16 protein-coding genes, 1 tRNA gene and 2 rRNA genes (1 of these 19 cut by a window edge) are annotated in these 25,123 nt (G+C 61.9%); 4 read left to right on the top strand and 15 right to left on the bottom strand.

Annotated features, from left to right (window positions below):
* The first annotated feature begins 112 nt into the window (after positions 1-112).
* Together A6B35_RS36420 and A6B35_RS00100 are read left to right on the top strand one after the other, a co-directional pair.
* A complete protein-coding gene (locus A6B35_RS36420) occupies positions 113-2,560 on the top strand; it encodes an RTX toxin (protein ID WP_193364544.1) in 2,448 nt (815 codons plus the stop codon).
* A gap of 399 nt (positions 2,561-2,959) precedes the next feature.
* On the top strand, positions 2,960-6,913 hold the full coding sequence (locus A6B35_RS00100; protein ID WP_006200349.1) for a putative Ig domain-containing protein: 3,954 nt from the start codon (positions 2,960-2,962) through the stop codon (positions 6,911-6,913).
* Between the two features lie 640 nt (positions 6,914-7,553).
* Here the strand turns inward: A6B35_RS00100 and A6B35_RS00105 are convergent.
* From A6B35_RS00105 to A6B35_RS00140, 8 genes are all read right to left on the bottom strand, one after another.
* A complete protein-coding gene (locus tag A6B35_RS00105; RefSeq protein ID WP_006200350.1) occupies positions 7,554-8,549 on the bottom strand; it encodes a nucleotidyltransferase family protein in 996 nt (331 codons plus the stop codon).
* Positions 8,546-9,706 carry a PqqD family peptide modification chaperone gene (locus A6B35_RS00110; protein ID WP_006200351.1) on the bottom strand — a complete coding sequence of 387 codons (1,161 nt, stop codon included), beginning with the start codon at positions 9,704-9,706 and terminating at the stop codon, positions 8,546-8,548. The genes A6B35_RS00105 and A6B35_RS00110 overlap by 4 nt, the downstream gene beginning before the upstream one ends.
* 60 nt (positions 9,707-9,766) lie before the next feature.
* Positions 9,767-11,134, bottom strand: coding sequence for a cation:proton antiporter (locus tag A6B35_RS00115; protein WP_244425874.1), 1,368 nt, complete (start codon positions 11,132-11,134; stop codon positions 9,767-9,769).
* Between the two features lie 142 nt (positions 11,135-11,276).
* On the bottom strand, positions 11,277-11,843 hold the full coding sequence (locus A6B35_RS00120) for an adenylyl-sulfate kinase (RefSeq protein ID WP_006200353.1): 567 nt from the start codon (positions 11,841-11,843) through the stop codon (positions 11,277-11,279).
* Between the two features lie 10 nt (positions 11,844-11,853).
* Entirely contained in the window at positions 11,854-14,034 is a 2,181-nt protein-coding gene (locus tag A6B35_RS00125) for a pyruvate kinase (RefSeq protein WP_006200354.1), read from the bottom strand.
* A gap of 99 nt (positions 14,035-14,133) precedes the next feature.
* Positions 14,134-15,153, bottom strand: a complete 1,020-nt coding sequence (locus tag A6B35_RS00130) for a hypothetical protein (RefSeq protein WP_006200355.1) — start codon at positions 15,151-15,153, stop codon at positions 14,134-14,136.
* A gap of 8 nt (positions 15,154-15,161) precedes the next feature.
* On the bottom strand, positions 15,162-15,989 hold the full coding sequence (locus tag A6B35_RS00135; RefSeq protein WP_139032177.1) for a hypothetical protein: 828 nt from the start codon (positions 15,987-15,989) through the stop codon (positions 15,162-15,164).
* A 74-nt stretch (positions 15,990-16,063) separates the two neighbouring features.
* Positions 16,064-17,407: an O-antigen ligase family protein gene (locus A6B35_RS00140; protein ID WP_083209826.1), complete on the bottom strand. Its 1,344-nt coding sequence runs from the start codon at positions 17,405-17,407 to the stop codon at positions 16,064-16,066.
* A gap of 351 nt (positions 17,408-17,758) precedes the next feature.
* Between A6B35_RS00140 and A6B35_RS00145 the strand changes: the two genes are divergently transcribed.
* Positions 17,759-18,007, top strand: coding sequence for a hypothetical protein (locus A6B35_RS00145; RefSeq protein ID WP_006204572.1), 249 nt, complete (start codon positions 17,759-17,761; stop codon positions 18,005-18,007).
* A gap of 60 nt (positions 18,008-18,067) precedes the next feature.
* Here A6B35_RS00145 and A6B35_RS00150 read toward each other — a convergent pair whose 3' ends face one another.
* Together A6B35_RS00150 and A6B35_RS35365 are read right to left on the bottom strand one after the other, a co-directional pair.
* A complete protein-coding gene (locus A6B35_RS00150) occupies positions 18,068-18,748 on the bottom strand; it encodes a sugar transferase (protein WP_040583491.1) in 681 nt (226 codons plus the stop codon).
* A gap of 771 nt (positions 18,749-19,519) precedes the next feature.
* Positions 19,520-19,849, bottom strand: a complete 330-nt coding sequence (locus A6B35_RS35365) for a hypothetical protein (protein WP_156788594.1) — start codon at positions 19,847-19,849, stop codon at positions 19,520-19,522.
* Between A6B35_RS35365 and A6B35_RS00155 the strand changes: the two genes are divergently transcribed.
* The gene (locus A6B35_RS00155) at positions 19,820-20,608 is read left to right on the top strand and encodes a hypothetical protein (RefSeq protein ID WP_156788596.1); all 789 of its coding nucleotides are present in this window, start codon (positions 19,820-19,822) and stop codon (positions 20,606-20,608) included. The two genes, A6B35_RS35365 and A6B35_RS00155, sit on opposite strands and share 30 nt — an antisense overlap.
* A gap of 187 nt (positions 20,609-20,795) precedes the next feature.
* Here A6B35_RS00155 and A6B35_RS00160 read toward each other — a convergent pair whose 3' ends face one another.
* The 5 genes from A6B35_RS00160 to A6B35_RS00180 form a co-directional block, all read right to left on the bottom strand.
* The gene (locus tag A6B35_RS00160; protein WP_006204575.1) at positions 20,796-21,566 is read right to left on the bottom strand and encodes a response regulator transcription factor; all 771 of its coding nucleotides are present in this window, start codon (positions 21,564-21,566) and stop codon (positions 20,796-20,798) included.
* 590 nt (positions 21,567-22,156) lie between these two features.
* Positions 22,157-23,533 (bottom strand): aspartate aminotransferase family protein, encoded by a 1,377-nt coding sequence (locus A6B35_RS00165; RefSeq protein WP_040583492.1) that lies wholly within the window; start codon positions 23,531-23,533, stop codon positions 22,157-22,159.
* A 263-nt stretch (positions 23,534-23,796) separates the two neighbouring features.
* Positions 23,797-23,873: transfer RNA gene (locus tag A6B35_RS00170), tRNA-Met, on the bottom strand.
* Positions 23,874-24,003: 130 nt separating this feature from the next.
* Positions 24,004-24,118: ribosomal RNA gene (gene rrf / locus A6B35_RS00175) — 5S ribosomal RNA — on the bottom strand.
* A gap of 96 nt (positions 24,119-24,214) precedes the next feature.
* A 23S ribosomal RNA gene (locus tag A6B35_RS00180) occupies positions 24,215-25,123 on the bottom strand (it continues 1,889 nt past the right edge of the window).

Below are 25,123 nucleotides of genomic sequence, written 5' to 3' on the forward strand. Positions count from 1 at the left end.
CATGGGCAACGTCGTTGTGCTCACCTCGGGGGCGTCGCGGGCTGTGACGTCCCCTTCGGGCGCGTCGAGATTCTGGTCTTAGATCGAGGGAAAATGCGGAAGGAGATTCGACATGGCTAAACTTCCTTGGCCTACCGGCAGCGGGAGTGACGCGAAACTTTTGATGACGGAGTTCGGCATCGACTTTGGCATCAAGGGCGACTGGCTGACCAACGACAACTGGACCCCACCGATCGGAAGGGGGCTGGATGAAGCTGCGAGCAAGATCGACAGCCTCATCTCCACGCTCGATATCCCTCCGACCTGGACGCTCGATGGCGGACTCATCGGCCTCGCCGAAGCAGCCGCCAGGATTGGCATTCATCTCGACAACGCCGTCCTCGACAGCGTGACGGCAAATGCCGGCCTCTGGCATTCCGCGGTGGGATTCGGGAACGACGGCATCGCCTGGCCCGCCGCCACATCCGACCGAGCCGCCGACACGACCACCGCCCCGGCGGAGGCCACGGTTGCCAGCAGCAGCCTTCTTGCCGCCAGTACAAGTGCGATCGACCTGACCTTCGAAACGAGGGTGGCGGCCGCCGGCGACGATGTCGAGCAGAAGGCTTCCGGCACGATATCAGCCAACATCAATGACCTGGAACTGGTCTATGACGGCACCACCGGCCAGACGGTCGGCATCCGCTTCACCGGCATCGACATCCCGCAAGGCGCCATCATCACCAGCGCCTACATCCAGTTCCAGGCCAACGAGGTGACGACCGGCGCGACCTCACTGCTGATCAAGGGCGAAGATAGCGACGACGCGAGCGCCTTCACCAGCGTCAAGTTCAACGTGTCCGCGCGCGCGACGACGGACGCGTCCACGGCCTGGACACCGGACCCGTGGACCACGGAGGGCGCCCAAGGCCTGGCCGAGCGCACGCCGGATCTCGCGGCGATCGTCCAGGAGATCGTCAACCGCTCGGGCTGGGCGGCGCTCAACGACATGGCATTCCTGATCACCGGCACCGGCACGCGCACGGCCGATTCCTACGAATACTCACCGGCCGGCGCGCCGCTCCTGCATATCGAATATCAGCTGCCCGGTCCGCCCGGCAATCCGGTGGCTTTCAACACGCCGGCCGACGCCGACCCCACCGCCAACCAGATCGCCGAGCTTGCCGTGGCGGGCGCCCCTATCGGCATCACCGCCTCGGCCGCCGATCCCGATGCCGGCTCGACCGTGACCTACAGCCTCAATGATACGCGCTTCGCAATCGACGCCAGCAGCGGTGTCATCACACGCTCGGCCAACGGCACGCTCGACTTCGAGACCCAGACTTTGATCAACCTGACGGTGACGGCAACCTCATCCGACGGCAGCACCGCCAACCAGAGCTTCACTCTCGCCGTCACCGACAGTCCCGAGCCGGTCGCCTTCAACACTGCACCCGATATCGACACCGCGGTCAACCAGATCGCGCAGAACGCTGCGGCGGGCACGGCGATCGGGATCACCGCCTCGGCCGCGGATCCCGACACGGGCGCGACGGTCACCTACAGCCTCGACGATGCGCGCTTCGCCATTGACCCCAGCACCGGCGTCATCACGCGCTCGGGCACTGGCACGCTCAACGCCCAGTCCGAGCCGTCGATCAACCTCACCGTCACTGCCACTTCGTCCGACGGCAGCACGGATACCCACGCCTTCAGCGTCGGCGTCACCGGTAACCAGCTGCCCACGTCGGTGACTTTGGAGCATACCATCCAGACTTGGCAGTGGTCGCCGCCGAGCCCCGACCCCTCGGACATCGTCTATATCTCCCACCTCGGCACGCTGCTGGTTGCCGACAGCGAAGTCGACGAGATGCCTGCCCTTTTTACCGGCAAGAATCTCTTTCAGATGAGCACGAGCGGCGCCCTGGCGGGCACGCTCACAACGATCAGCTTTTCCGACGAGCCCTCCGGGGTCGCCTACAATCCCGTCAACCGGCATCTCTTCTTCGCGGACGATACCGGCACGAAGAGCGTCTACGAGCTCAACCCAGGGCAGGACGGACTTTACAACACGTCCGACGATATCGTGACCTCGTTCAAGACGTCCGCATTCGGCAGCACGGATCCGGAGGGGATTGCGTACGATACCAATCGTGGCGTCCTGTACGTCGCGGATGGCACAAGTCAGAAGATCTACACCGTCGCGCCGGGTCCGAACGGCAAATTCGATGGTGTCGCGAGCACTGGCGGCGATGATATCGTCACGAATTTCTCCGCGCGGTCGCTGGGAACCCCATCTGACGAGAGTATCGCGTATGACCCTGTCCGTGACGTCCTTTATATCATTCAGTCACGTGACTCGGTGGCAATTGTGACACCCACAGGGCAGTTGCTGGGCACGCTCGATATCTCTGCCGCTGACGCGCACAAGCCGGCGGGATTGGCCCTCGCACCGAGCAGCGACGATCCGAGCCAGACGAGCCTGTACATCGTCGATCGCGTTGAGGACAACGACTCGCATCCGAATGAGAACGATGGCAGGATCTATGAGTTCTCATTCGATCATTGGATGCTCGTCTGAGCCGGCAGACACCGCGATGTTCCAGGCACCGGAGCGCGCCTCGCTCAGCCGGAAGGATGAACCTCGGATACAAACCAGTGCCGAGGCTAATTCCCTCATTGACCCAGATAGCGCCCCACACCGTGATGGGCTGGCCCATGGTCGGCCTGCGGCCGCGGTCCCCGCGCGAGTGATTCCCAGGCACCGTACTCGCCTGACGTTCTGACTTTGTTTTCTGCGGCGACGCCCTGCCGGCGCGATTGAGCGCAGACAGTCCGGCGAACCATCGCCACCAGCCAATGCGGCCCCTCCATTTGACCGTCGACGCCGTCGATCGCGACTGAGCGGAGCAGGCTGCTATGTCCACCTCCGGCCCTGCCGAGGCCCAGGTTTGAAAAACAACGGCAAAGGAGAACTGATATGTCTAAACTGCATCGGATTCCGGAGAGCGGCAACGCTCCGGGACCGGTCGTGCTCGATTCCACGGCCTTCCCGAACAGTCTTTCCCCGATCCTCGAATCCCTCGACGATAGCAGCCTCGCTGGTGAGACCGGCAAGCCCGATTACAGTCAAAGCGTGGATCAGGCCGCGAGCAGGATCGACAGCCTCATCTCCACGCTCGAGACCCCTCAGACCTGGGCGCTCGATGGCGGACTGAAACTCCCCGGCCTCGCCGAAGCAGCCGCCAGGATTGGCATTCATCTCGACGGCACCTTCCTGGACGGCGTGGCGGCGAATGCCGGCTCCTGGCATTCCGCGGTGCGCTTCGGGAACGGCGGCATCACCTGGCCCGCTGCCGCATCCGACAGAGCTGCTGCCACGGCCGCCACCCCGACGGAGGCCACGGTCGCCAGCAGCAGCCTCCTCGCCGCCAGTGCGGTCAACCTGACCTTCGAGACGAGGGTGGCGGCGGCCGGCGACGATGTCGAGCAGAAGGCTTCCGGCTCGATAGCGAGCAACGTCACCGATTTGGAACTGGGTGTTGACGGCACCACCAGCCAGACGGTCGGCCTCCGCTTCACCGGCATCGACATTCCGCAGGGCGCCATCATCACCAGCGCCTACATCCAGTTCCAGGCTAACGAGGTGAAGACCGGCGCGGCGTCGCTGCTGATCAAGGGCGAAGATAGCGACGACGCGGGCGTCTTCACCGCCGTCAAGTTCAACGTATCCGCGCGCGCAACGACGGACGCGTCCGCAGCCTGGACACCGGCCGCCTGGACCACGGAGGGCGCCCAGGGCCTTGCCGAGCGCACGCCGGACCTCACGGCGATCGTCCAGGAGATCGTTAACCGCTCGGGCTGGGCGGCGCTCAACGACATGGCATTCCTGATCAGCGGCACCGGCACGCGCACCGCCGATTCCTATGAATACTCGCCGACCGGCGCGCCGCTGCTGCACATCGAATATCAGCTGCCCAGCCTTCCCGTGGCCTTCAATACGCCTCCCGACACCGATCCGGTTGCCAACCAGATCGCCGAGCTGGCCGCAGCGGGTGCGCCCATCGGGATCACCGCCTCGGCCGCCGATCCCGATGCCGGCACGACCATCACCTACAGTCTCAATGATGCGCGTTTCGCCATTGACGCCGGCACTGGCGTCGTCACGCGCTCGGCCACCGGCACGCTCGACTTCGAGACCCAGCCTTCGATCAACCTGACGGTGACGGCGACCTCGTCGGACGGCAGCACCGCCAACCAGAGCTTCACCGTCGCCGTCCTGAACAACCCGGAGCCGGTCGCTTTCAACGCCCCGCCGGACGCCGACACCGCGATCAACCGGATCGCCCAGAACGCCGCGGCGGGCACAGCGATCGGGATCACCGCCTCGGCCAAAGATTCCGATGCGGGCTCGACGGTCACCTACAGCATCGATGACGCGCGCTTTGCCATCGACCCACAGACCGGCGTCATCACGCGCTCGGGCACCGGCACGCTTGATGCAACAACTGAGCCGTCAGTCAACCTCACCGTCACAGCCACTTCATCCGACGGCAGCACGGATACCCACGCCTTCAACGTCAGTATCACCGGGGCCGCGCCTGTGATCATCGAGACAAGGGTTGCAGCCGCCGGCGACGATGTCGAGCAGAAGGCTTCCGGCTCGATATCGAGCAACGTCACCGACCTGGAACTGGGGCTTGATGGCACCACCAGCCAGACGGTCGGCCTCCGCTTCACCGGCATCGACATTCCCAAGGGTGCCATCATCACCAGCGCCTACATCCAGTTCCAGGCCAACGAGGTGAAGACCGGCGCGACGTCGCTGCTGGTCAAAGGCGAAGACAGTGACGACTCCAGTCCCTTCACCGCTGTCAGCTTCAACGTATCCTCGCGCGCGACCACAGACGCATCCTCGGCCTGGGCCCCGGCCCCATGGACCACGGAGGGGGCCCACGGCCTTGCCGAGCGCACGCCGGACCTCACGGCGATCGTCCAGGAGATCGTCAACCGCTCGGGCTGGGTGGCGCTCAACGACATGGCGTTCCTGATCACCGGCACCGGCGTCCGCACCGCCGATTCTTTCGAGTACTCGCCGACCGGGGCGCCGCTGCTGCACATCGAATATCTGCCACCCAGCCCTCCGGTAGCCTTCAACACCCCGGCCGACGCCGATCCGGTTGCCAACCAGATCGCCGAGCTGGCCGCAGCGGGTGCGCCCATCGGGATCACCGCCTCGGCCGCCGATCCCGACGTCGGCTCGACCGTCACCTACAGCCTCAACGATACGCGCTTCGCCATCGACGCAAGCAGCGGGATCATCACGCGCTCCGGCACCGGCACGCTCGACTTCGAGACCCAGCCGTCGATCAACCTGACTGTGACGGCGACCTCCTCCGATGGCAGCACCGCCAACCAGAGCTTCACCCTCGCTGTCCTCAACAATCCGGAGCCGGTCACCTTCAACACGCCGCCCGACGCCGACACTGCGATCAACCGGATCGCCCAAGGTGCCGGCGCCGGCACGGCGATCGGGATCACCGCCTCGGCCAAGGATTCCGATGTCGGCTCGACGGTCACCTACAGCATCGACGATGCGCGCTTTGCCATCAACGCCAGCACCGGCGTCATCACGCGCTCGGGAACAGGGACGCTCAATGCGGCCTCGGAGCCGTCAATCAACCTCCACGTCACTGCCACGTCGTCCGACGGCAGCACGGCCGCGCAAGACTATTCCGTCAGCGTTGCAGCAACGGCGGGGCCGCAGACATTGTACCGGTTCGCGATCTTCGGCGACTATGGAGACACCAATCTCTCGGGCGAGAAAGCGGTGTCGGCGATGGTCCATGGCTGGAACGTCGATTTCGTTCTCACAGTGGGCGACAATGCATATGCACCGCAGACCCTCGATGGCGCCATCGGCCAGCAATACCATGACTACATAAGCAACTATCAGGGCGCATACGGCAGCGGCAGCACCATCAACCGCTTCTTTCCCACGTTGGGCAATCACGAATATGGCGACGGCTACGTTGACGGCTACCTGAACTACTTCACCCTGCCCGACAACGAGAGGTACTACGATTTCCAGGTCGGGCCGGTGCATTTCTTCGCTCTCACCAGCAACAAGCAGGACCCGGATGGCCGCAGTTCCACATCAGTGCAGGGCCAGTGGGCGCAATCCGTTCTCGCGAACTCCGACGCGAGCTTCAACGTGGCGTACTTCCACCACACGCCATACAATCCGAGCGGCACCACCGCCACCATGCAATGGCCCTTCGAGCAATGGGGCGTGGACGCGGTCTTTGCCGGCCATCAGCACAATTACTACCGGGAGAATCGAGACGACAACGGCGACGGCGTATTTCTTCCGTATACGACCACTGGCCTTGGCGGTGCCGGTCGCGACGTTCCCAATGTCGGCGCGAGCCTGGTGACGATCACGGATGCAGGCATGCTGATCGAGTTCTACAATGTCAGCAGTTTCAACGGGACAACGGCAACCAGCGTGCTGACCGATTCCTACTTTGTCCCGACGCCTGCAGGGCGCGCGCCGACAATCGGCGATGGAGGCTATGTCATGAACGGCACGACCGGCGCGGACTATCTGTGGGGTTTGGGCGGGAACGCCACGCTGGTCGGCGGGCGCGGCAATGACATGCTGATTGCCGGCAACCAGAACAATCTGTTCGTGTTCGCTGTCGGCGACGGGCAGGACACCATCACGAATTTCGCGGCTGGCGCCGGGTCCGGCGATGTCCTCGATCTCAGAGCTTTTGGCATCACCACCGCCAGCCAATTCCAGCAGGTGGCCACAAACCAGGGCGCGAATGTCGTAGCGTCGCTAAGCGGCGGGGGTCAGATCACGCTGCTTGGCGTTCAGGAGGAACAGTTCCACAACGACAACTTCCTGAGCACTCTGCTTCTCGCATAGGCGCCGCCCGGCGCGCGCGGCTGGAGCCCCATCCCGATCAGGTCGGGATGGGGCTCTTTTCTTTTTGACGTAATGCAAGTGCCGGCCTGGTCGCCGCCGACAAAGAAAAGCCCGGACCGCTTGCGGCACTCTGGTGTGCCGCGAGCGGTCCGGGCTGTTAGATGAAAACCAGAGCAATTCCAGGAAAGTGCGTGGCAGTTTCCGTCCGAAATTGCGTCAAACAAAGAGATAGAGCGGTTCTGCGTTCCGTGAAACGGTGAACCGCTCTAATGCCTTACCTCGAAACCGCTACTTTCCGTGACCGTGACCACGACGGTTGAAGAGCTTGCGGAGCTGGCCCGGAGGGCCGAGGTGAATGTGGTTCTTGTCCCCCCAGCCATGACCCGGGCGTGATCCACCCGATTTGGCAATCGCTTTGGAGTTCAAGCTTGTGCCGAGCAAAAGCGTTATCGCCGGCGGCGTCACCGCAGCAAAACGCCCTGCCTTCTTGAGAAAGTCCCGGCGCGCTTGAGCTTCTGAGACCAGGCTCTCCTGCGTCCGTTCCGATTGCCCTCTACTTTCGGTTGCCATGTCATAACCCCGTATTTTGACGAATTTACTTTAGGAATTCCAGAATAGAGGCACAAGCTCTCCAAAAGGCTTATATTTTCGTGCGCGCCTCCAGGAGCGTGCGAGCGATGCGGCGCGCGAGATCAAACGGACCAAGTCGCGCCAGGCCGTCGGCACGCGAAAGCCGCCATGTGCCCCATGCCAGATTGCCGGCCAGGCGCAAGGGCGCGCCAATGATGGGGTGTGTCGCCGTGAAGATGCGCCTCCAGTGCTGAAAACGGACCATCGGGCGCTGCGCGCACTTTGCCGGAATCCCGGTCCCGAAGAAATGGTGCAAGGCCAGGAGCTGAGTATCGAGCGCATTGCGGGCGCTTTGATCCGACACCGATGTCTGCAGTGCCGTCCAATCCACGTGGTCGCTTTCCGCCAATCGTGCCAGGTCGTGAAGGTGCCTGAGATCAATCCGTCCGCGCCAGTAATCCCCCTCCTTGAGAAGATCGTGCACGATCCAGTGCAAAGCCCGCGACTGCGCGGGAGGAATTTCCACCCGAAGACCGTCTCGCTGGACGGGACTGGGGCGTTCAAGGTGGTTTGGTCGGCTCGGCCGAAGCTCCAGCATTCCGGCATCTTGCTGGCGGGTCGCGCCTCGACTGCCCGGAACCTGGACATATCCTAGCTCTTCAAGGCAGGCTTGCGCGGCTGCCTCTTCGGCCGGCGCCACAGCCAGATCGAGATCACTGGTCATCCTGCTGGGAACCTGTCCGGCCGGGGATAGAAACAGGGGAACCGCTCCCTTGAGCAGGACCGGAACGATGTCACGGCGGTTGAGGGCAGCAACGGCTTCACTCAGTTGGGTTCGCAGGCGCAGGTTCCGTTCCCGATTGCAGTCGTGAACAAACTCCAGGTATTCGCGCACCTCCTGCGGCAGCCGGTGGATCTGGCCGGCACGGGCGAGGGACGAGAACAAGTCGGGTGTGAGCAGAGTGTGATTTGCCAGCGCAATCACTGCCTGCCAGTCGGCCCTGTCGGTCGGACAACCGCGAAGCCCGGCGATCAACGCCTCAAGTGCGTTGCCCCTGCGCATCATCGGCAGGCTTTCGTGATCAGCTCGACTGCATCCTCGAGCCTCGAATAGGTCAGGCAATAGGTCTGCGCCGATCCGATGATCTGGGTCAGCACGTCGAACGCCGTGCCGCTCAAATCCCCGCCGGGCGAAAAGGCGCCGTTGAGCAAGCCACGCAATGCGCTGGCTGGGTCGATCGGCGCGAGGCAAGCCTTCGAGTCGCGGCCTCGCCGGAGCAGCACCACGCAGCCGATGGGTAGAGGAGAAGCTGGTGCCGGGACGGACTCCCTGGGTACGGCAAAGCGCACCCGTCTGCGGTCCGGGCGACGACAGACTGGAGCAGCGCCGAGATCGGGGCAGTATTCGACCAGGAGGGGCCAAGCTCCGGCCTTGACCGCGGGAGCGAACGGGAGACCCACGCCATGGCCCTTTGAGTCAAGCAGCGTCACATCGTCAGCGGCGAAGCCGAACCCCGCATGGACCAACGCCATGGTCAGCGTTGTCTTGCCCGCGCCCGGATTGCCGCAAAGAAGCACGATGCGTCCATTTCTGCGAAGGGCAGCCGCATGGACAGCAAGTTCATAGGCGCGGTGATCGAGAACCTCGGTCAGCAATTGCCCTTTTAGTATGACGGGAAGTTCGTCGGGCGAGCAGGACAGGATCCAGTCGCGATCCCGAAACAGGTGAATCCGCCCCTCGCACTCGACGACCCGGAGCAGAACGTCGGCAGCCTCTCTTTCAACCTCGAGATGGCGAAATGCGGTGATCGCGGGGAAGGCGCGGGCTGCCGGATAAACGATGCGTACATAAAGACCCGCAATGCCGACCACCTGGCTTACATGCTCGCGGGCCGATGGTGGAGACAATGGCGCACAGGGCCGTATCAGGTCCAGCCGCTGCCAATCCTCGAGCGCCGCCTCGACATGCCTGTCTGCCTCACGCCTGTCGACGCCGCTCCGCGCAATCTCGAACGCGATGGCGTGCGGTGGCATGCCTTCTTCCAGAGAGCGCCAGATGTCGGCAGCCGTATCGTTGACGGCGAAAATGGCCTGCCGGCAGGAACTGAACAGAATGTTTTGCCCACGGACGCGCGTCAGGCGCCCCTGGATCACGAACGCGGCCGCGTTGTAATCGGTGGCGCCTGACGCCACGGTTCTGTCAACCGCCTGGTGCTGATTCATCGGGTGGTCGTCCTCCAGTCAACCAATGCGACGATCTGATCTGTCGCTGGGCAGGCGCATTCAATGGGCGAAGCGCCCTTTCGGCAGGAGTTCATTTCGCTCATTCGATTGCTTTGAAAGCTCAGGTCCATCCGGTCCCGGACCTGAAGGCTTGGCAGCGGCGTGCCGGTCTCGGCCTGGCGACGACCGGGAAAACCGGACCAGCAAGTCTGCGATCGTCGATGCCAGGCTCGCAGCGCCGCGCATCCCAGCTGCGGGTGGTTTCGCAAATTCGGCGAATGCCTCGGAATCACGCGCCAGCCGCCAGCGCAACCAGAGCCCGGTGGCAAGCGAAGTCAGAATGGAAGCCAGCACCAGCGCGGTGAACATGCGCTCGTCGATGATGCCGGCGGCGTACGCCACGCTCGCCAGCACGATGCCGGGTCCGCCACGCGTGTTCATGGCGACGCCGTAGTCGAAAGCCCTGGCCCAGTCGGTACCCGCTGCTCTGGCGGCAATGGTGCAGCTCACCAGCTTGATGGCCGTGCTTGCGACGATGAAGAAGAGCGTGAGCGGGCCGTCGAATTGATGCGCCAGATCGAGCCGCAAGCCGACCAGTGCGAAGTAGATCGGCACGAAAAACCATATCGAGATATCGGCGATATGTTGTTTCACCGGAGCAAGATGCCGCGAGGGAAAACGCGCCATCACGAGCCCCGCCAGAAGCGCGGCGAAGATGACGTTCACTTTCAAGAGGCTCGCGGCCGCGACGAAGACCAGGCACAGCAGCATGGTGTAGCCGGTGAGAGACGCTTCGCTGAACTTGCCGAAGACGCTTCGACGAATCGCACGTGCCGCTGCCGGAGCGAAAAACAGCGAGACGATCACGAAGGCGAGGTTGACGGCGATCACACGCCCGATGCCGCCCGCGTCGGCGGCGTCACCGTTCTGCACCGCCGTGGCGATGGCAAGCATGCTCCAGAGGATGAGATCCTGGATGGTCGCGGCGCCGATGATGTTGCGCGCGAAGGAGCTGTTCATCAGGCCAAGATCGAGGAAGATGCGCGAGATGACCGGGATCGACGTGACGCCCACGGCGATACCCATCACCAGCTTGAACGCAAGGTCATCGCCCGCCTGTGCGTCCGCAAACAGCGGCGCGCCCGCATAGCCACACGCGAACGGAACCACGAGCGCGCCGATCACCAGCGCCGGTATGATGCGGCCCGATCCTTCCATGCCTTCCGTCTGCATCTTGAAGCCGGCGGTGAACATCAGCAGCACCAGGCCCAGCCAGTAGAAGGCGGAGAGCAAGGCACCCTGCGCGGGGAACCCGGCAAACAGCCATTTGTGCGCTTCGGACGAGACAAGCCCCAGCACGGACGGGCCGAGCACAATTCCGCCGGCGATTTCGCCAATCACGCGCGGCAGCTTCAGGCGCTCGAACACAAGGCCGCCGCCCAATGCGCCGATGAGCAGCAGAACCAGGGAAAGAAAGAAACGCGCGAGTTCGGAATCGTTCATGCCGCCGCCTCAGTTGCCGACGCGCTCAGAGGATGAAGATGGGATGCCGCTGGCCGGCACACCGGGGTCAGTTCCAGACATACGAGGCAACGATCCGCGCAGCGAGTTCGTCCACGGAATGCGCCTCGGTATCGAGAACGAGATCCGGGCTGTCTGGCGGCCGATATTCACTGTTGTAGCCGATAAGGGTATCGATCTCGCCGCTAATTGCCTTGCGATACAGGCCCTTCGGGTCCCGTTGCGCACAGGTCTCGACGGAGCAGGCGACGTAGCCGATTGTCAGGTTTCTGACATTTTCGCGAACATGCTCGCGAGCATCTTGCCCTGCGGTCAGCGCGGCGACCACGACGTGCAGGCCGGCATCGGCCGCCTTGTTGGCCAGATGCACCAACACCGACACCACGCGCAACCGGCTGTCTGTGCCAAAGCCAAGGTCGGCTCCGAAGAACCCGCGGACCTCGTCGCCATCAAAGAGAATGACCGGAACCCCGAGCCGTCGCAAATCCGCAACGACGCGCATCGCCAGCGTCGTCTTGCCGGCGGAGGTTGGTCCGAGCAGCCATAGCACCGTTCCCGGTTCAGGATATTCGCGGTCCTGCCGCGGCAGCCCGAAATGCTTCACTCCGTTGGCCATCGTTCCCATCCTATTCCTGGAACAGCGCGTGTTTCATCATCACCTCGGCGCGCACCACCTCCTGCACCTCGGATCGCATCATCCAGTTCGGCAGCGCTTCTCCCGCCCGCAAGGCGCGTCGAATCTCCGAGCCGCTGATGGGCGTCGCGGCCTTGCAGGCGTTCAGGTCGACATAGCTCTCGGACTGGCTGTCGTAGCCGATGGCATCGAAGAAGATCGGCTCTATGCCTATGTCGCCCAGTTCATCAAACAGCTCCCTGCTCTCGTTGGCGCCGTAGAAACCGCCGACACCCGAGTGATCCCGTCCGATGATGAAATGGCTGCAGCCCATGTTCTTGCGGCAAAGGGCGGTGAAAACCGCCTCGCGAGGACCGGCAAATCGCGGGTAGGTGATGAAGCTTGCGAGCACCACCTTGCCCGGCGGGTAAATGCCGTAGTCGAGCATGGCCTGGTAGCCGTCGAGGACAAGATGCGGCATAAAATCGCCGCGCTTGGCATTTCCGACGACAGGATTGATCAACAGGCCGTCCGCGTAGGTGCGCTCCAGGGCGGCCAACTGGATCACTTCGTGGACACGATGGACCAGGTTGCGGCTGTGGAAGGCCACCACCCGGGTCCAGCCCTTGTGCGCAAAGACCGTGCGCAGCTGGGCCGGCGTCAGGTCGTAGCGCCGGTACGGCGAAGGCAGCGGCTGGATGAGGGTGATGCCGCCGGCGAGGAAATGTCCGCCGCGCGCAAGCACGCGGGCGACACCTGGATGCTCGCGCGAGTCCGTGCCGAACCATTTGCGCGCGAGCAGCTCCGGATCGAACTCGTAGGTTTCGGAGATGTCGAGAACGGAGTGCGACAATCCGCTTTTGCTGCAAAGCAGAACGCGGTCACCATTCGAAAATCGGCTTGCGGTTTCTTTGGGAACAGCCAGCACAACCGGCATCGTCCAGGCCAATCCCGAGGGAAGCCGGTTGTGTTCAAGTACGCTTTCCAGGCACCCTTTGTCCATGAAGCCGCAGAGCGGCGAGAAGGTGCCGCGGGCGATCTGCTCGACATCGGTCAAGTCCTCATCTGCGACCGTGACCGTCGGCAAGTCGTTGATTTCCAGATCTTCCGCCGGTCCCAGCGTCCGAATGACCAGGCGCCCGCCATGAGGCTCGACACCGGCGTGCAGCGATGACGGACGCACTCGGATGGCGTGGGCGCCGCCGGCCATATTCCGCCGGAATTGCTCGGCGACTTTGACGACCATCCTGGCACAGGCTACCGGGTATTGACCGATGGCTGTTTCCGCCGCCAGGACGAGGCCGTCGGCACCGTCCGCCAATGTATTGTAGACGTCGTTGACCTCGGCGCGAGTCGGCGTTGGCGCGCTCGTCATCGACTCCAGCAGGTTCGTTGCGACATAGACCTTCGCGCCATGCGATTTCGCATTTCGGATGATCATCTTCTGAACTGCGGGGATCTGCTCGATCGGGACTTCCCGGGACAGGTCGCCGCGGTCAATCAGGATTGCGTCTGACTTCTCGGCTATGGCTGCGAGATTGCGTAAGCCACTCAGGCATTCGATCTTGGAAATGATGATCGCGCCGGGCCCGGCCTTGGCCCGGATCCCATCGACATCCGAAGCGCGATGCGCAAAGGAAAGCGCGAAATGGCGTATCCCCATCCGGCGGCCGATCGCGATGGCGGCCACATCCTTTTCGGTCAGGGGCGGCATATCGAGCGTGCGCTGCACCGTTACTGCCTTGTTCTGACCGAGCTCCCCACCGTTCAGGACCCTCAGGATCACTGCCTCGTTGTCCTTCTCCACGACCTGGGTCAGGACAGCGTTGAAATCGATGCTGATGAAATCGCCGACTTGAAGTTTGTTGACGATGTATGCCGGGTAGAAGCTGATGCTGAACTGGTCGCCCGCCACCGGCCGCGCACGGGCGGTCAGGAACCGGTTCTCATGCACCATGACCTTGCCTTCGACCAGCGGACCGGTGCGAACCTGCGCGCCTTCGGTATCGAGACAGATCGGAATGCGCGTCCGCTTCTGGATGAAGGTGATGATCCGCTCGAGGTCCTCAATCTTCGTGTGTGATAGATTGACGCGCAAAAGCGAAGTGCCGACCCGGTCCAACCAATGGATGACCTTGTCATTGAGCGACGCCGGACCCAGCGTGCACAGAAGCTCGACTTCCCTGGCTTTCATGGCTCCCCACCTTTGTCTTCATTGTTGCGTGATGCACTTGATGAAACGGTGAACCGGCCCGGACCCGGCACGCGGCTTCTGCCGACGGTGCGCACGGTCTCACAGCGCTTCGTCGGAAAACCGGGCCACGTCCTGATGCGCCGTGATCCACTGGAGATAAGCCTTGTCCCAGTGAGCGCGGGCGTCGCTGCCCGTCAGCACTCTGAAACCGGACGGCGGCAGCGGCAGCGCGGACGGGATTGGCTCGTCGGGCAGCCACAACAACAAATTGTCACGGCTTTCGATGGTCTTTTTCCAGGTGCGTTCCAGGCGGCGAAATCCCCGCATGTTTGCCGAAGCCAGCGCAAAAATCGAACCAGCGATCCTCAGGCTGGGCGACACGTCGGAAGCCTTGACCGGTGCCTGATGTGTGATGTCGCCCTTGGCCAGATAGGCGTGCATGCGGATCAGTGTCCCGTCGATCCGCACGATCTCCTGTGTCCCGTCGCGTTCGTTCGATGCGGGATCCAGACTGATCCCCGAGAAGCAACCGTCGAACAGGCAATCGTCGATGGTGCCACTGAGAAGATGGTCGTTTTCGACCGCATCATCCCTGATTTCGCTGAGCCAGCATCCTTTGAGCAGAAAACCATCGGCCCGCTCGGCGAAGCGAATGCCATCCCAGCAGCGGCGTGCACGCACGCCTTCTATCGTCGCATTGGTGCTTCCGTCCCTGACAAGCAGGGCCGCGCTGTTGCAGTAGGTGTCCTGCCAGTCCGACGTGAGCGGCACCTCGCCGTTGAAGCGCCCGCCGACAAGGTGGACGTTGGGGCAGTTGCGGATGACAAGCGGATAGCGATTGACCGGCAGCGCCCCCGCATCGCAGCCCATGATCGCACTTGGGTCGCTGTTTCTGCTGTTGGCGACTGTGAAGGACGCATTCCGCGCGTCGACTGTTGCTCCGGCCTGCAGGTCCCGAACTGACCGTTGTTCGTAGCCGTACTCACCTCTCAGCACGACCTGCGTACCGCTGCCACCCGACTGGAGAGGCGCTTGCCCGCCTTCTGCCTTGGACGACGGCGGCAACAGGGCCAACACGGGCGACATGCCGGCAAGGCTCAGGAACGAACGGCGGTCCATCCTCCTGCTCATTGGCCAGCCGAACCGCATAGCCGATGCCTGTCGAGGCAGGCCAAAAGCACGACCTCAAGTGCCCTTTCTGCCACGTCTTCGGGCGAGGCCAACCTGTCCACGTCGACTGCCGCCAATAGGTGATCTTCCGTCCCCATTCCCGTCTCAAGTACGGCCGCCATCTCGCGGCAGGCACGGTCGGCCGACGACCAGAGATCGAGGTCGCGATCGGGAGACGTCCTCTGCATCCGCGAAGACCGGTCGCCCCTCGTCAGGAGCCGATCGCGTGCAACGCCGGCCTCGCCGCGCAGATGGACAAAAACCATGTCATGCACGCCAATGGCGGACAGGATCTCGAGCCATTTCTCGGATGTTTCGCGATGCTTGCTCTTCAGCAAGATGGACCAGAACCCCTGCAGCAGTCCCTGATCCATGATGATGATGGTATTTCTTCTTGGCCTCTCGTTCTCGACATAGGCAACCAGAACCGAAAGGTTCCAGATGACCCTGACTGCGTCGATGATCGATGATTGCCCACTTTCGAAGACAAAGCGTGCAATTCGCGCAACCAACGAGCGAAACTCACGATTCATGAGTCTTGGAGCGACAATGCCGATCCTGTAGATCTGCCGGCGGATGAATGTTCTTGTCCCCCAGGCTATTTGCACCTCACCTATCAGCGGGCCGCACCGTCGCAGGCTGTTTGCCAGCAGGCTGGAGGCAGTTGTCTTTCCAATCCCGGGGAGACCGAAGAATTCCACAAATCGAATGTCTGTCTGAAGCGCGCGTGCTTCAGCGCTTGGCGGGAGGCTTGCCGCCAGGTCACGAACCGTGTGCGAAGTCATTTGGATTCAGCCGGTGAAGTTGACTCTTGGAAGGTCGACGAAGCAGGGAAAAAGGCGCCCAGCTCTTCTGTTCCTCAGCGTTCGAATAGCTGCGGCGCAGTGGTGGCGTAGAGCTTTGCATGCCCGTCAGAGCCGGCCTGCAGCGATCGTTGCATGCCGCGATAGGCCATGAGCAGCGCCAAGGGCAGCCAGAAGAAGGGCGCGGTTGATGGGCCGAAGGAATCGCTCATCTGGTTTGCCGCGAGGTAATTCCACACCGAAACCGATGAACCGAGCACCATCACATTCGCTTCCGTCGCGTCCTCACTCCTGTCATTGCCGAACAGTGTGGAAAGAACGGCGGTGACCAGATATCCCGCGACCAGCAGGACGATGACCGCTACCAGCGCAACGCCGGGCACCCCGAGCGTTCTGAAGTAATCGATGAACAGATTGTGGCTATGAGGAGCAATGTCGCCCACCGGCTGCCCTGCCCCGACCCCGATGAAGGGATGCGTCAGGCCGAGATCGATGGACATCGACCACAATCGCTGCCGCGATACGATCGAATGCGCTTCACCTCCGGAGAGTTGAACCGACAGCAGCTTGTAAGCCCGTGGATTGAGGGACTGCAATGTGACCAGACACACCTGGATCAACACGGGAGCCGCAACCACGCCCAGGATCACGGATAACGGCCTCTGCTTTCGCATCACCAGATAGATACTGTATAGGCCGAAGAAAATTCCGAGACCGACAACGCCGACAACGAAATTTGTCTTTGAACCTGATTTCACCAGGCCCAGCAGCACCGCCGCAAGACAGCCCAGCAGGAGAATCCGGTGCCTGCGAGCAGTGACCAGCTGCGCGGCGATCAACGGCAGCCCCGCCGACAGCGCAATTCCCAACTGGTTCGAATGCTTGAAATATCCTTCAGCCCGGTCGGCGAACTTGGCGTCGCCCAGGCCGATCGTCACAAGGCACGATGTTGCGACGCTCATGATGATCATCGCCATCACAAGCCTGTCGACCGCCTCGAAACCCTTGGGTCTGGTAGAGATAGCTGCAACCGCCGGGATAGTGGCAAATCCGAATATCTGCGCGAAAACTGCGCGCATTGTCCGGAGCGGACTGTCTGCATAGAGCATCGATAGAAGGGAAAGAACGATGATGAAGGCAGATGTCGTCAGCACGGCAGCCGCCAGGGCCGCTTCGGTCTGATGAAGGCGCCTTGCCGTTTCGCCATAGCAGACGACGCTTACCAGTGCGCAGAACAGAGCCAGCAGGAAGGAAAGCGACCCATCGGTTCCGGCAATCCGCGTGGCGCCAGGAAACCAGATCGACACGATGAGCAACAGAACGGATGCCTGCAGCATGGGATGTTGGTCTGTGGAATGTCGCACCGAAAGCGCTACTTCCTGCGTTTTTTGGCGGTCCATGAGAGGGGTCGTCCGTGGCTCGGCATTCGCTCGAGTAAAACAATTCAAGGCATGCTGCCGCACTGCGGGTGAATACTCCGCATATCTTCAGCAAGCAGCGTAGGCTCAGCCGACAGCCAAGGAAATGAGCGAAAGGGTGACATTGGTGCAAGGTGACCTACGCCTTTTGTGCAAGGGACGGAGGCGCGGTTTCCCGAGGCCTCTATTGCCACGAGGAGGGTTGCGTAGGGCAGCCCCAGGCGCGCAGACCACAGACGATAGGCGTGCACCGGATTGAATGTTGGTACGGCTCGCAAAATGTGGGAGACTTTGCGCGGCACATTGGTTCTTCCGCGCTCATAGGAGATCGCCGTGCTTTGGAGCCTTGTCGCCGTCGGCGTGACTGGCATTTTGCTGGGATTTCGCTTTCGCGCACCTGCACTTATCGTTGTCACGGCCGTGACCGTCGTCATCAGCGCCGTGGCAAGCGGTACCGACGATCTGTTTGATCGGCAGCGCCTGCTTTCGATCCTGCTCCTCGTTGCCACGCTGCAGTGCGCTTATGTGCTCGGCCTCTTGCTCGGCGCCATATGGCGTCGTGGCGTGACCCATGAGCAATGACGGAGCGTGGCATGCGCAAGGCGCGCCACATGAAGCCGTTCGGACGCGACGCGCCTTCAGTCAGGACGCTTGGTCGAATTTCATCACGGCGAAGATCGTCCGTACGAGAATGACGACATCGGCCCATACCGACCAGTTTCGGATGTAGCGGCTGTCGATGGAGACGCGACTGGCATAGTCTACTGCGTCTCTGCCTGTCACTTGCCACAGGCCGGTCAGTCCTGGGCGGGCTTGCAAATACTCGGCCGCACAGGCGCCGTAGCGTTGCAGTTCGTCGGGAACGACCGGGCGCGGACCGACACAGCTCATTTCCCCGCGCAGCACGTTGATGAGCTGCGGCAGCTCGTCCAGGCTCGACTTCCTGAGGATGCGCCCCAGGAATGTGATGCGCGGGTCGTTCTTGAATTTCCAGTTCTGCTCCCACTCCTTGGCGGCTTCGGGGTTGTTCGCCAGATAGTCGGCCAGAACCTGCTGGGAATTGGCCACCATGGTCCTGAACTTGTAGCAGGCGAAACGCTTGCCGTTGAAACCGACACGGGTGTGGGAAAATATCGCCGGCCCGCCATCGGTTACCCATATCAGAAGGGCAACGATCAGCATGACCGGAGCGGCCAGGACAAGCGCGACCAGAGCGACCGTCACGTCCATCATCCTCTTGCGTCGGCCTCCGAGTGGACGACGGCTGCGGCCGACGTGCAGGCCAGGTCCGCGGGGATTTATGTCGAATGCACTGATTGTCATGGGTTTCGACCAGGAACGCTGTTTGAGTGCTGCTGCAGCTTGAGTGCTGTTGCAACGCCCAACTTCACAGCGACGGATCATCCGCGACAAGAGCCGCAAAGGAGGTAGCCAGCTAACGGTCGCCGGTTACCCCCTTAGCCTTATTTCAAGGCAACCGATGTCATGCGGCGGTCGGCCCCGTGGAGGCAGCCAAGCCGTTGAGAGCCGTCTGCCGATGCAACAACCCTGGGAGGTGCAGATGATCGTTCAGGAGAGGCCAGAACCGCGTCGCACAGCCGAATGCTGACGGTGACCGTCTCAAACTGGCCTCGACTGTTGCCGCTGCGCGGATGCGGCCAGCGCAATACCGGTAGCCGGCCAGGCGCCGGGCGCCTCCCTATTCGTTCGGACAGGTCCGTCCGTTGCAGCCATGGCAGCGGTAAGTCTTCCGACCGAACGGCGTATCACCGGCATCCGATTGCCGTGGTAGCGGTTCGGCCAAATTCAGCCTTACTTGCAGGAATGACGCATTGAAACTGGATCCGTCATGAAGCGGTCGAGAGTGCCAGCCTGATACAGGCCATCACTTTCCTCCGCAGACAGGAAAACCACGGGGGACCGTGCTTGCAAATGCGCAGGCAGGCTAAGGTGGCCAGTGAACGCAATGCGTGAAGGCGTGCGCACCGCGCCCGGACGAAATCCTGTGAAGCAGGGCTTCCTGCGTCAAAGGACGTTACCGGCCGATCTTGACAATGGAGAGCGCGCAACGTGACGGACAGCTTCATGCCCTCATCATTTGAGTTCCCCGCAAGACCGGTCGCCCGCCATGTTCCCGATATCGACCACGCGGAAGCACTTGCCATCGTCCGCGAGCAAATAGCCTTGCTCGATCTCGATCTCTCCGGGCTCACCGTGGTCGTTGGCACCGCGACGGGATACCAGGCGGTAGCCGCGACAGCCGCTGCGCTGGCCGATGCCGGCCGTGTCATAGCGCTCGCCGGCGAATTCCAAAGACTTTCGACCCTGGCGACGGCCGCCGAGGCCACCTTGGCATTTGCCAAGTACGCCAACGTCGCCGAGCGCGTCGAAGTGATGAACCGCATCGACAGCCGCGGATGGCATGACGTCGATCTCCTCGCCAACGGTCTCCAGGTTGGGCCGATCCCGAGATCGCTCATCGAACTCCTGCCCCCTCATGCGGTGGTTTCGCTGATGGCCGAACCATGGGAGCTTCGGCCCGGCATTGTGGACTTCGACAGCTGTGACGACGCCGGCATCAAAGTCGCGGCTCCCAACCTCAGCCATCCGGCCATTAACCTGCTGCCTGAGCTCGCACGGCTATGCTGCATCATGCTCGACGAGGCCGGCGTCGAGCATGCCGGCGCAACAATCGCCCTTGTCTGCGATACGCCCTGTGCGCCATTCATCGAGCAGGCGCTGCGCGATCGTGGAGCGAGAGTGGGCGTTTTTGCGCATCCGTCGCTGCTGACCAACGGCAAATGGGATGTGATCGTTGCCGCGATGCGGCCCTCCGACAGACCGCCAATGGATATCAAAAGCCTGGGCCGCATTTCCGAGACCTCGCGCCACGCCTTGCTGGTGCAGTTCAGCGGCGAGATCGATCGCTCGGCCGCCAGCTACTTCGGCCTGAGGGTGTGGCCGCCGAAGCGACCCGCCCGCGGTCAACTGGGCCTGCCGCTGGACGTGCTCGGAGCGGCGCCGGCAATCCGCAAGCTGACAGGCGGGCTGAAGGCCGCCGAAGCTGCATATCGCGGCGAAGCGCTGGGACGCGATAGCGTCGGATTTATCGTGAACGCAAGGTCCGCGACGATCGAGCGGGGACGCGCCGGGACGCGCGCCGGCGTACATCTGTTGCGCTAAGGCGATTCCAGGAAAAGTGCGTCGCGGTTTCCCGTCCGGAATCGCGCAAAGAATTGGAGAGCCCGGAGGGAACCTCCGAGCATCAGGTCTGCGATCCGGACCTCAAGGATGACCGCCCCAAAATCGAGGCGACAATGCCCGGCGTCAGATCACCTGGGGCCGGTCTGGCAGGCCGGCCCAGTAGGCCTCAAAGCATCATCTCTCTGAGCTTGTAGGCTACCTCCGTGCGGTTCGTAGCCTTCAGCTTCTTCATGATGTTGCGGATGTGGACCTTGACGGTACTCTCGCAAAGGTTGAGCTCATAGGCGATTATCTTGTTCGCCTTGCCTTTTCTGAGCGCCTCCACGACAGCCGCTTCGCGCGTGGTGAACATGCCGGTGAGTGGACGGGCGCTGCTTGCTGTCGCGTGGATGATCTCCCGAAGCGCCAGCACGCAGCTGGCGGGTACGAAGATTCCTCCGGCGCGAGCGAGACCAGTGGCCTCGGCAGCAACCTTCACTGTCACACTTGTCGGAATGTAGCCCCGAGCACCACTTTCGAGCGCCGCGAGGATCTCGCCTGGCTCATCGGAATCCGCGACCACGATGACGGGCACGGCGCCGACCTCGGAAACGAAGTGCAAGAGCTCCGCCCGAACGCTCTGGTCGGTGACCCTTTTTGCTCCCAGAAGCACGAGGAAAGCTGATGGTTCGGCCGCGTCGGCGATATTGTGGAATTCGTCGAGCGATCCCACGGCACTGACCCGTAAACTAGGATTGTGTTCGACAAGGCCGCGAGCGAGGCATTCCCGCTCAAGTGCTCGCTTGTCGATGATTACGACAAGACCTTCGTTCGGGTGTCCGCCTTCAAGCCTAATCTTGCCGACACCACTGCTATCCGCCAGATGCCCATTATGTCCATTGTGTATAGCCACCCCCGTGGCACCATTCGAGAAATCGGGATTTTGAGAGTACACCATAGCCTTACTCCTGCTCTCCGTTGCCGATTTACTTTCTCTATATCCTCTCTTTTTCTTTGCCTGGCGCCCCACGCAAAGCATCTCGTGCGTGTGAACCGATAAGCCTCATCCACGGCATATCAGCCCTGCACGTTCACTGGGAGTAAATCTCAAGGAGTAAGGCATAAACGCCGATCCAACGCTCGACGTACGGTGCCACCCGCCACGCTCCGTTTAGGTAGCCCAGCCCGACCTACCTAAATGCATACTAAGGGTGCTGTGGAAAACTCGCATTAATCCCGGTTAACAATTTGGTAATTATATCTTAGGTGACTAATGTAATCCGAAAGGATGACAACCTTAGCTTGCAACGTCGAGTGTTACACTAAGAAGCTGAACGCCCCCCCGCCAATTAGCTCGCACCCCGACCACGGCAGTCGGGGTTCTTTTGGCAAGCAGAACTGCCTGGCTGGGAAGGCGGTCGAAAGCCCCGACCGTGACCACATGCGGCGAGCGGTCCTCCAAAATGGCGCGACAGCCCCCTGGCCGGCGCATCGCCTCGCACCGACGACGGTCGGTCACATGAACCCCGGAGGCAACGCAGACTTTCTTCAGCCCTGCGCCCGGACCTGCGGGAGGGCGGCGGTGAGCGACCGCTCGAATGCATCGACCAGCGTATTGACCTGGGCCTCGGTGATGATCAGCGGCGGGCAGAAGGCGATCGCGTCGCCCATGTTGCGCGAGATGACGCCATTCTGCTGCAGCAATCCGTTGACCAGGGCGCCGAGCGCACCGGGCTTCCCCCACGGCGCCTTGCCAGCCTTGTCGGCGACCAGCTCGACGGCGGCGATCAGACCGACGCCGCGCACCTCGCCGACGAGCGGATGCGAAGCGAGCCTGCGTAACCGGGCCTGCAGGTGCGCACCGACCGCACGCGCATTGCCGACAAGATCGCGCTCCTCGATCAGCTTGAGATTCTCCAGCGCCACGGCGGCGGCCACCGGATGGCCGCCGCCCGTGAAGCCATGCCCGAACGTGCCGATGCGGTCGCTCTCTTCCGCAATCGGCTCGAACACCCTCTCATTGATGAGCAGGGCAGAAATCGGCAGGTATGACGACGAGATCTGCTTGGACAGCACCATGATGTCGGGCCTGATGCCGAAGGTCTGCGAGCCGAACATCTCGCCGGTCCGGCCAAAGCCGCAGATGACCTCGTCGGCCACGAGCAGGATGTCGTATTTCGACAGCACCGACTGGATCTTCTCCCAGTAGCCGACAGGCGGAACGATGACGCCGCCGGCGCCCATGATCGGTTCGCCGAAGAAGGCGGCGATGGTCTCCGGTCCCTCCGCAAGGATCAGCTTCTCGAGATCCCCGGCAAGACGGCTCGCGAACTGTTCTTCGCTTTCGCCCGGCTCGGCCTCGCGCCAGTAATGCGGCGTCGACGTGTGGAGCACGTTGGCGATCGGCAGGTCGAATGACAGATGGTTGTTGGGCAGCCCGGTCAGGCTTGCCGCGGCAATCGTCACGCCGTGATAGCCGCGTTTGCGGCTGATGATCTTCTTGCGTGCCGACTGGCCGAGCGCATTCGACCGGTACCAGATCATCTTCATGGCCGTGTCGTTGGCCTCGGAACCCGAATTGGTGAAATACGCCTTGTTCATCGGGACCGGCGCCATCTGGACCAGCCTTTCAGCCAGGTCGATCAGCGGCGAATGCGATTTCGAACCGAAGTCGTGATAATAGGGCAGCTTCGACATCTGCCTTGTGGCGGCGTCGACCAGACGCTTTTCCGAAAAGCCGACGGCTACGCTCCACAGGCCCGCCATCGCTTCGATGTAGCGATTGCCGGCCACATCCTCGACATAGATGCCGTCGCCCTTCTCGATGACCAGCGGGCCCGATTCCTGATGCTTGCGAGCATTGGTATAGCCATGCAGATGGTAGCGTATGTCACGGGCTTCAGGGGAATTGGGTCTGGCGTCCATGACGGCTCCTGTCTGCATGCGTACGGGAACTGTCACCTGCTCCACTTGGGATTGCGCAGTTTCCTTCCTGCATGTTCACAAACGAAAACGGCCCGCACAAGGCGGGCCGTTTTCGAAACTTGGTTGCGGGGACAGGATTTGACTTTTTCAGTCCCGCGGCGTCGGCTTCACCTCCTTGCGGGCCCCTGATGAGGGCAAAAATCAACCGGCCACCACAGCGCAATACCAAAACGGCCCGCACAAGGCGGGCCGTTTTCGAAACTTGGTTGCGGGGACAGGATTTGAACCTGTGACCTTCAGGTTATGAGCCTGACGAGCTACCGGGCTGCTCCACCCCGCGTCAACCTTAGAAGTAAGCCGAAACTTACCGGATTCAAGCGCCGCCAAATGAAAGGGCCGCTTGCGCGGCCCGAAATCCCGTTTGGCGGGCCTAATCGTAAGGAGAAGATTTTTCAACGTGCGTTTGGCAGACCTGGCAGCGACCTACTCTCCCGCGTCTTGAGACGAAGTACCATCAGCGCTGGAGCGTTTCACGGCCGAGTTCGGAATGGGATCGGGTGCAGCCGCTCCGCCATAACCACCAGGTCGGCAAAACGCACGTTGTTCGAGAAGCTGTTTTCTGTGCCATCCATCTCGGCGCAATCCAAAGGATTGTCGCCTCGATGGGCATAAGGAATGAGAACGATCAAGCCGATCGAACTATTAGTACCGGTAAGCTTCAAGCGTTGCCGCTCTTCCACACCCGGCCTATCAACGTGGTCGTCTTCCACGGTTCTCAGGGAATACTCGTTTTAAGGTGGGTTTCCCGCTTAGATGCCTTCAGCGGTTATCCCGTCCGGATATAGCTACCCTGCTATGCGGCTGGCGCCACAACAGGTCCACCAGAGATCCGTCCATCCCGGTCCTCTCGTACTAGGGACAGATCCTTTCAATATTCCTACACCCACGGCAGATAGGGACCGAACTGTCTCACGACGTTCTGAACCCAACTCACGTACCGCTTTAAATGGCGAACAGCCATACCCTTGGGACCTGCTCCAGCCCCAGGATGCGATGAGTCGACATCGAGGTGCCAAACAACCCCGTCGATATGGACTCTTGGGGGTCATCAGCCTGTTATCCCCGGCGTACCTTTTATCCGTTGAGCGATGGCCCTTCCACGCGGGACCACCGGATCACTATGACCGACTTTCGTCTCTGCTCGACTTGTCAGTCTCGCAGTCAGGCAGGCTTATGCCATTGCACTCAGCGAACGATTTCCGACCGTTCTGAGCCCACCATCGCGCGCCTCCGTTACTCTTTAGGAGGCGACCGCCCCAGTCAAACTACCCACCATACATTGTCCCGGACCCGGATAACGGGCCGCGGTTAGACATCCATAGTAATAAGGGTGGTATTTCAAGGGTGGCTCCACCTGAGCTGGCGCCCAGGTTTCAAAGCCTACCACCTATCCTACACATGCCACTACGAATGCCAATGTAAAGCTATAGTAAAGGTGCACGGGGTCTTTCCGTCTAACCGCAGGAACCCCGCATCTTCACGGGGAATTCAATTTCACTGAGTCTATGCTGGAGACAGCGGGGAAGTCGT

The sequence above is a fragment of the Mesorhizobium amorphae CCNWGS0123 genome (assembly GCF_001686985.1).
Classification (GTDB): Bacteria; Pseudomonadota; Alphaproteobacteria; order Rhizobiales; family Rhizobiaceae; genus Mesorhizobium; species Mesorhizobium amorphae.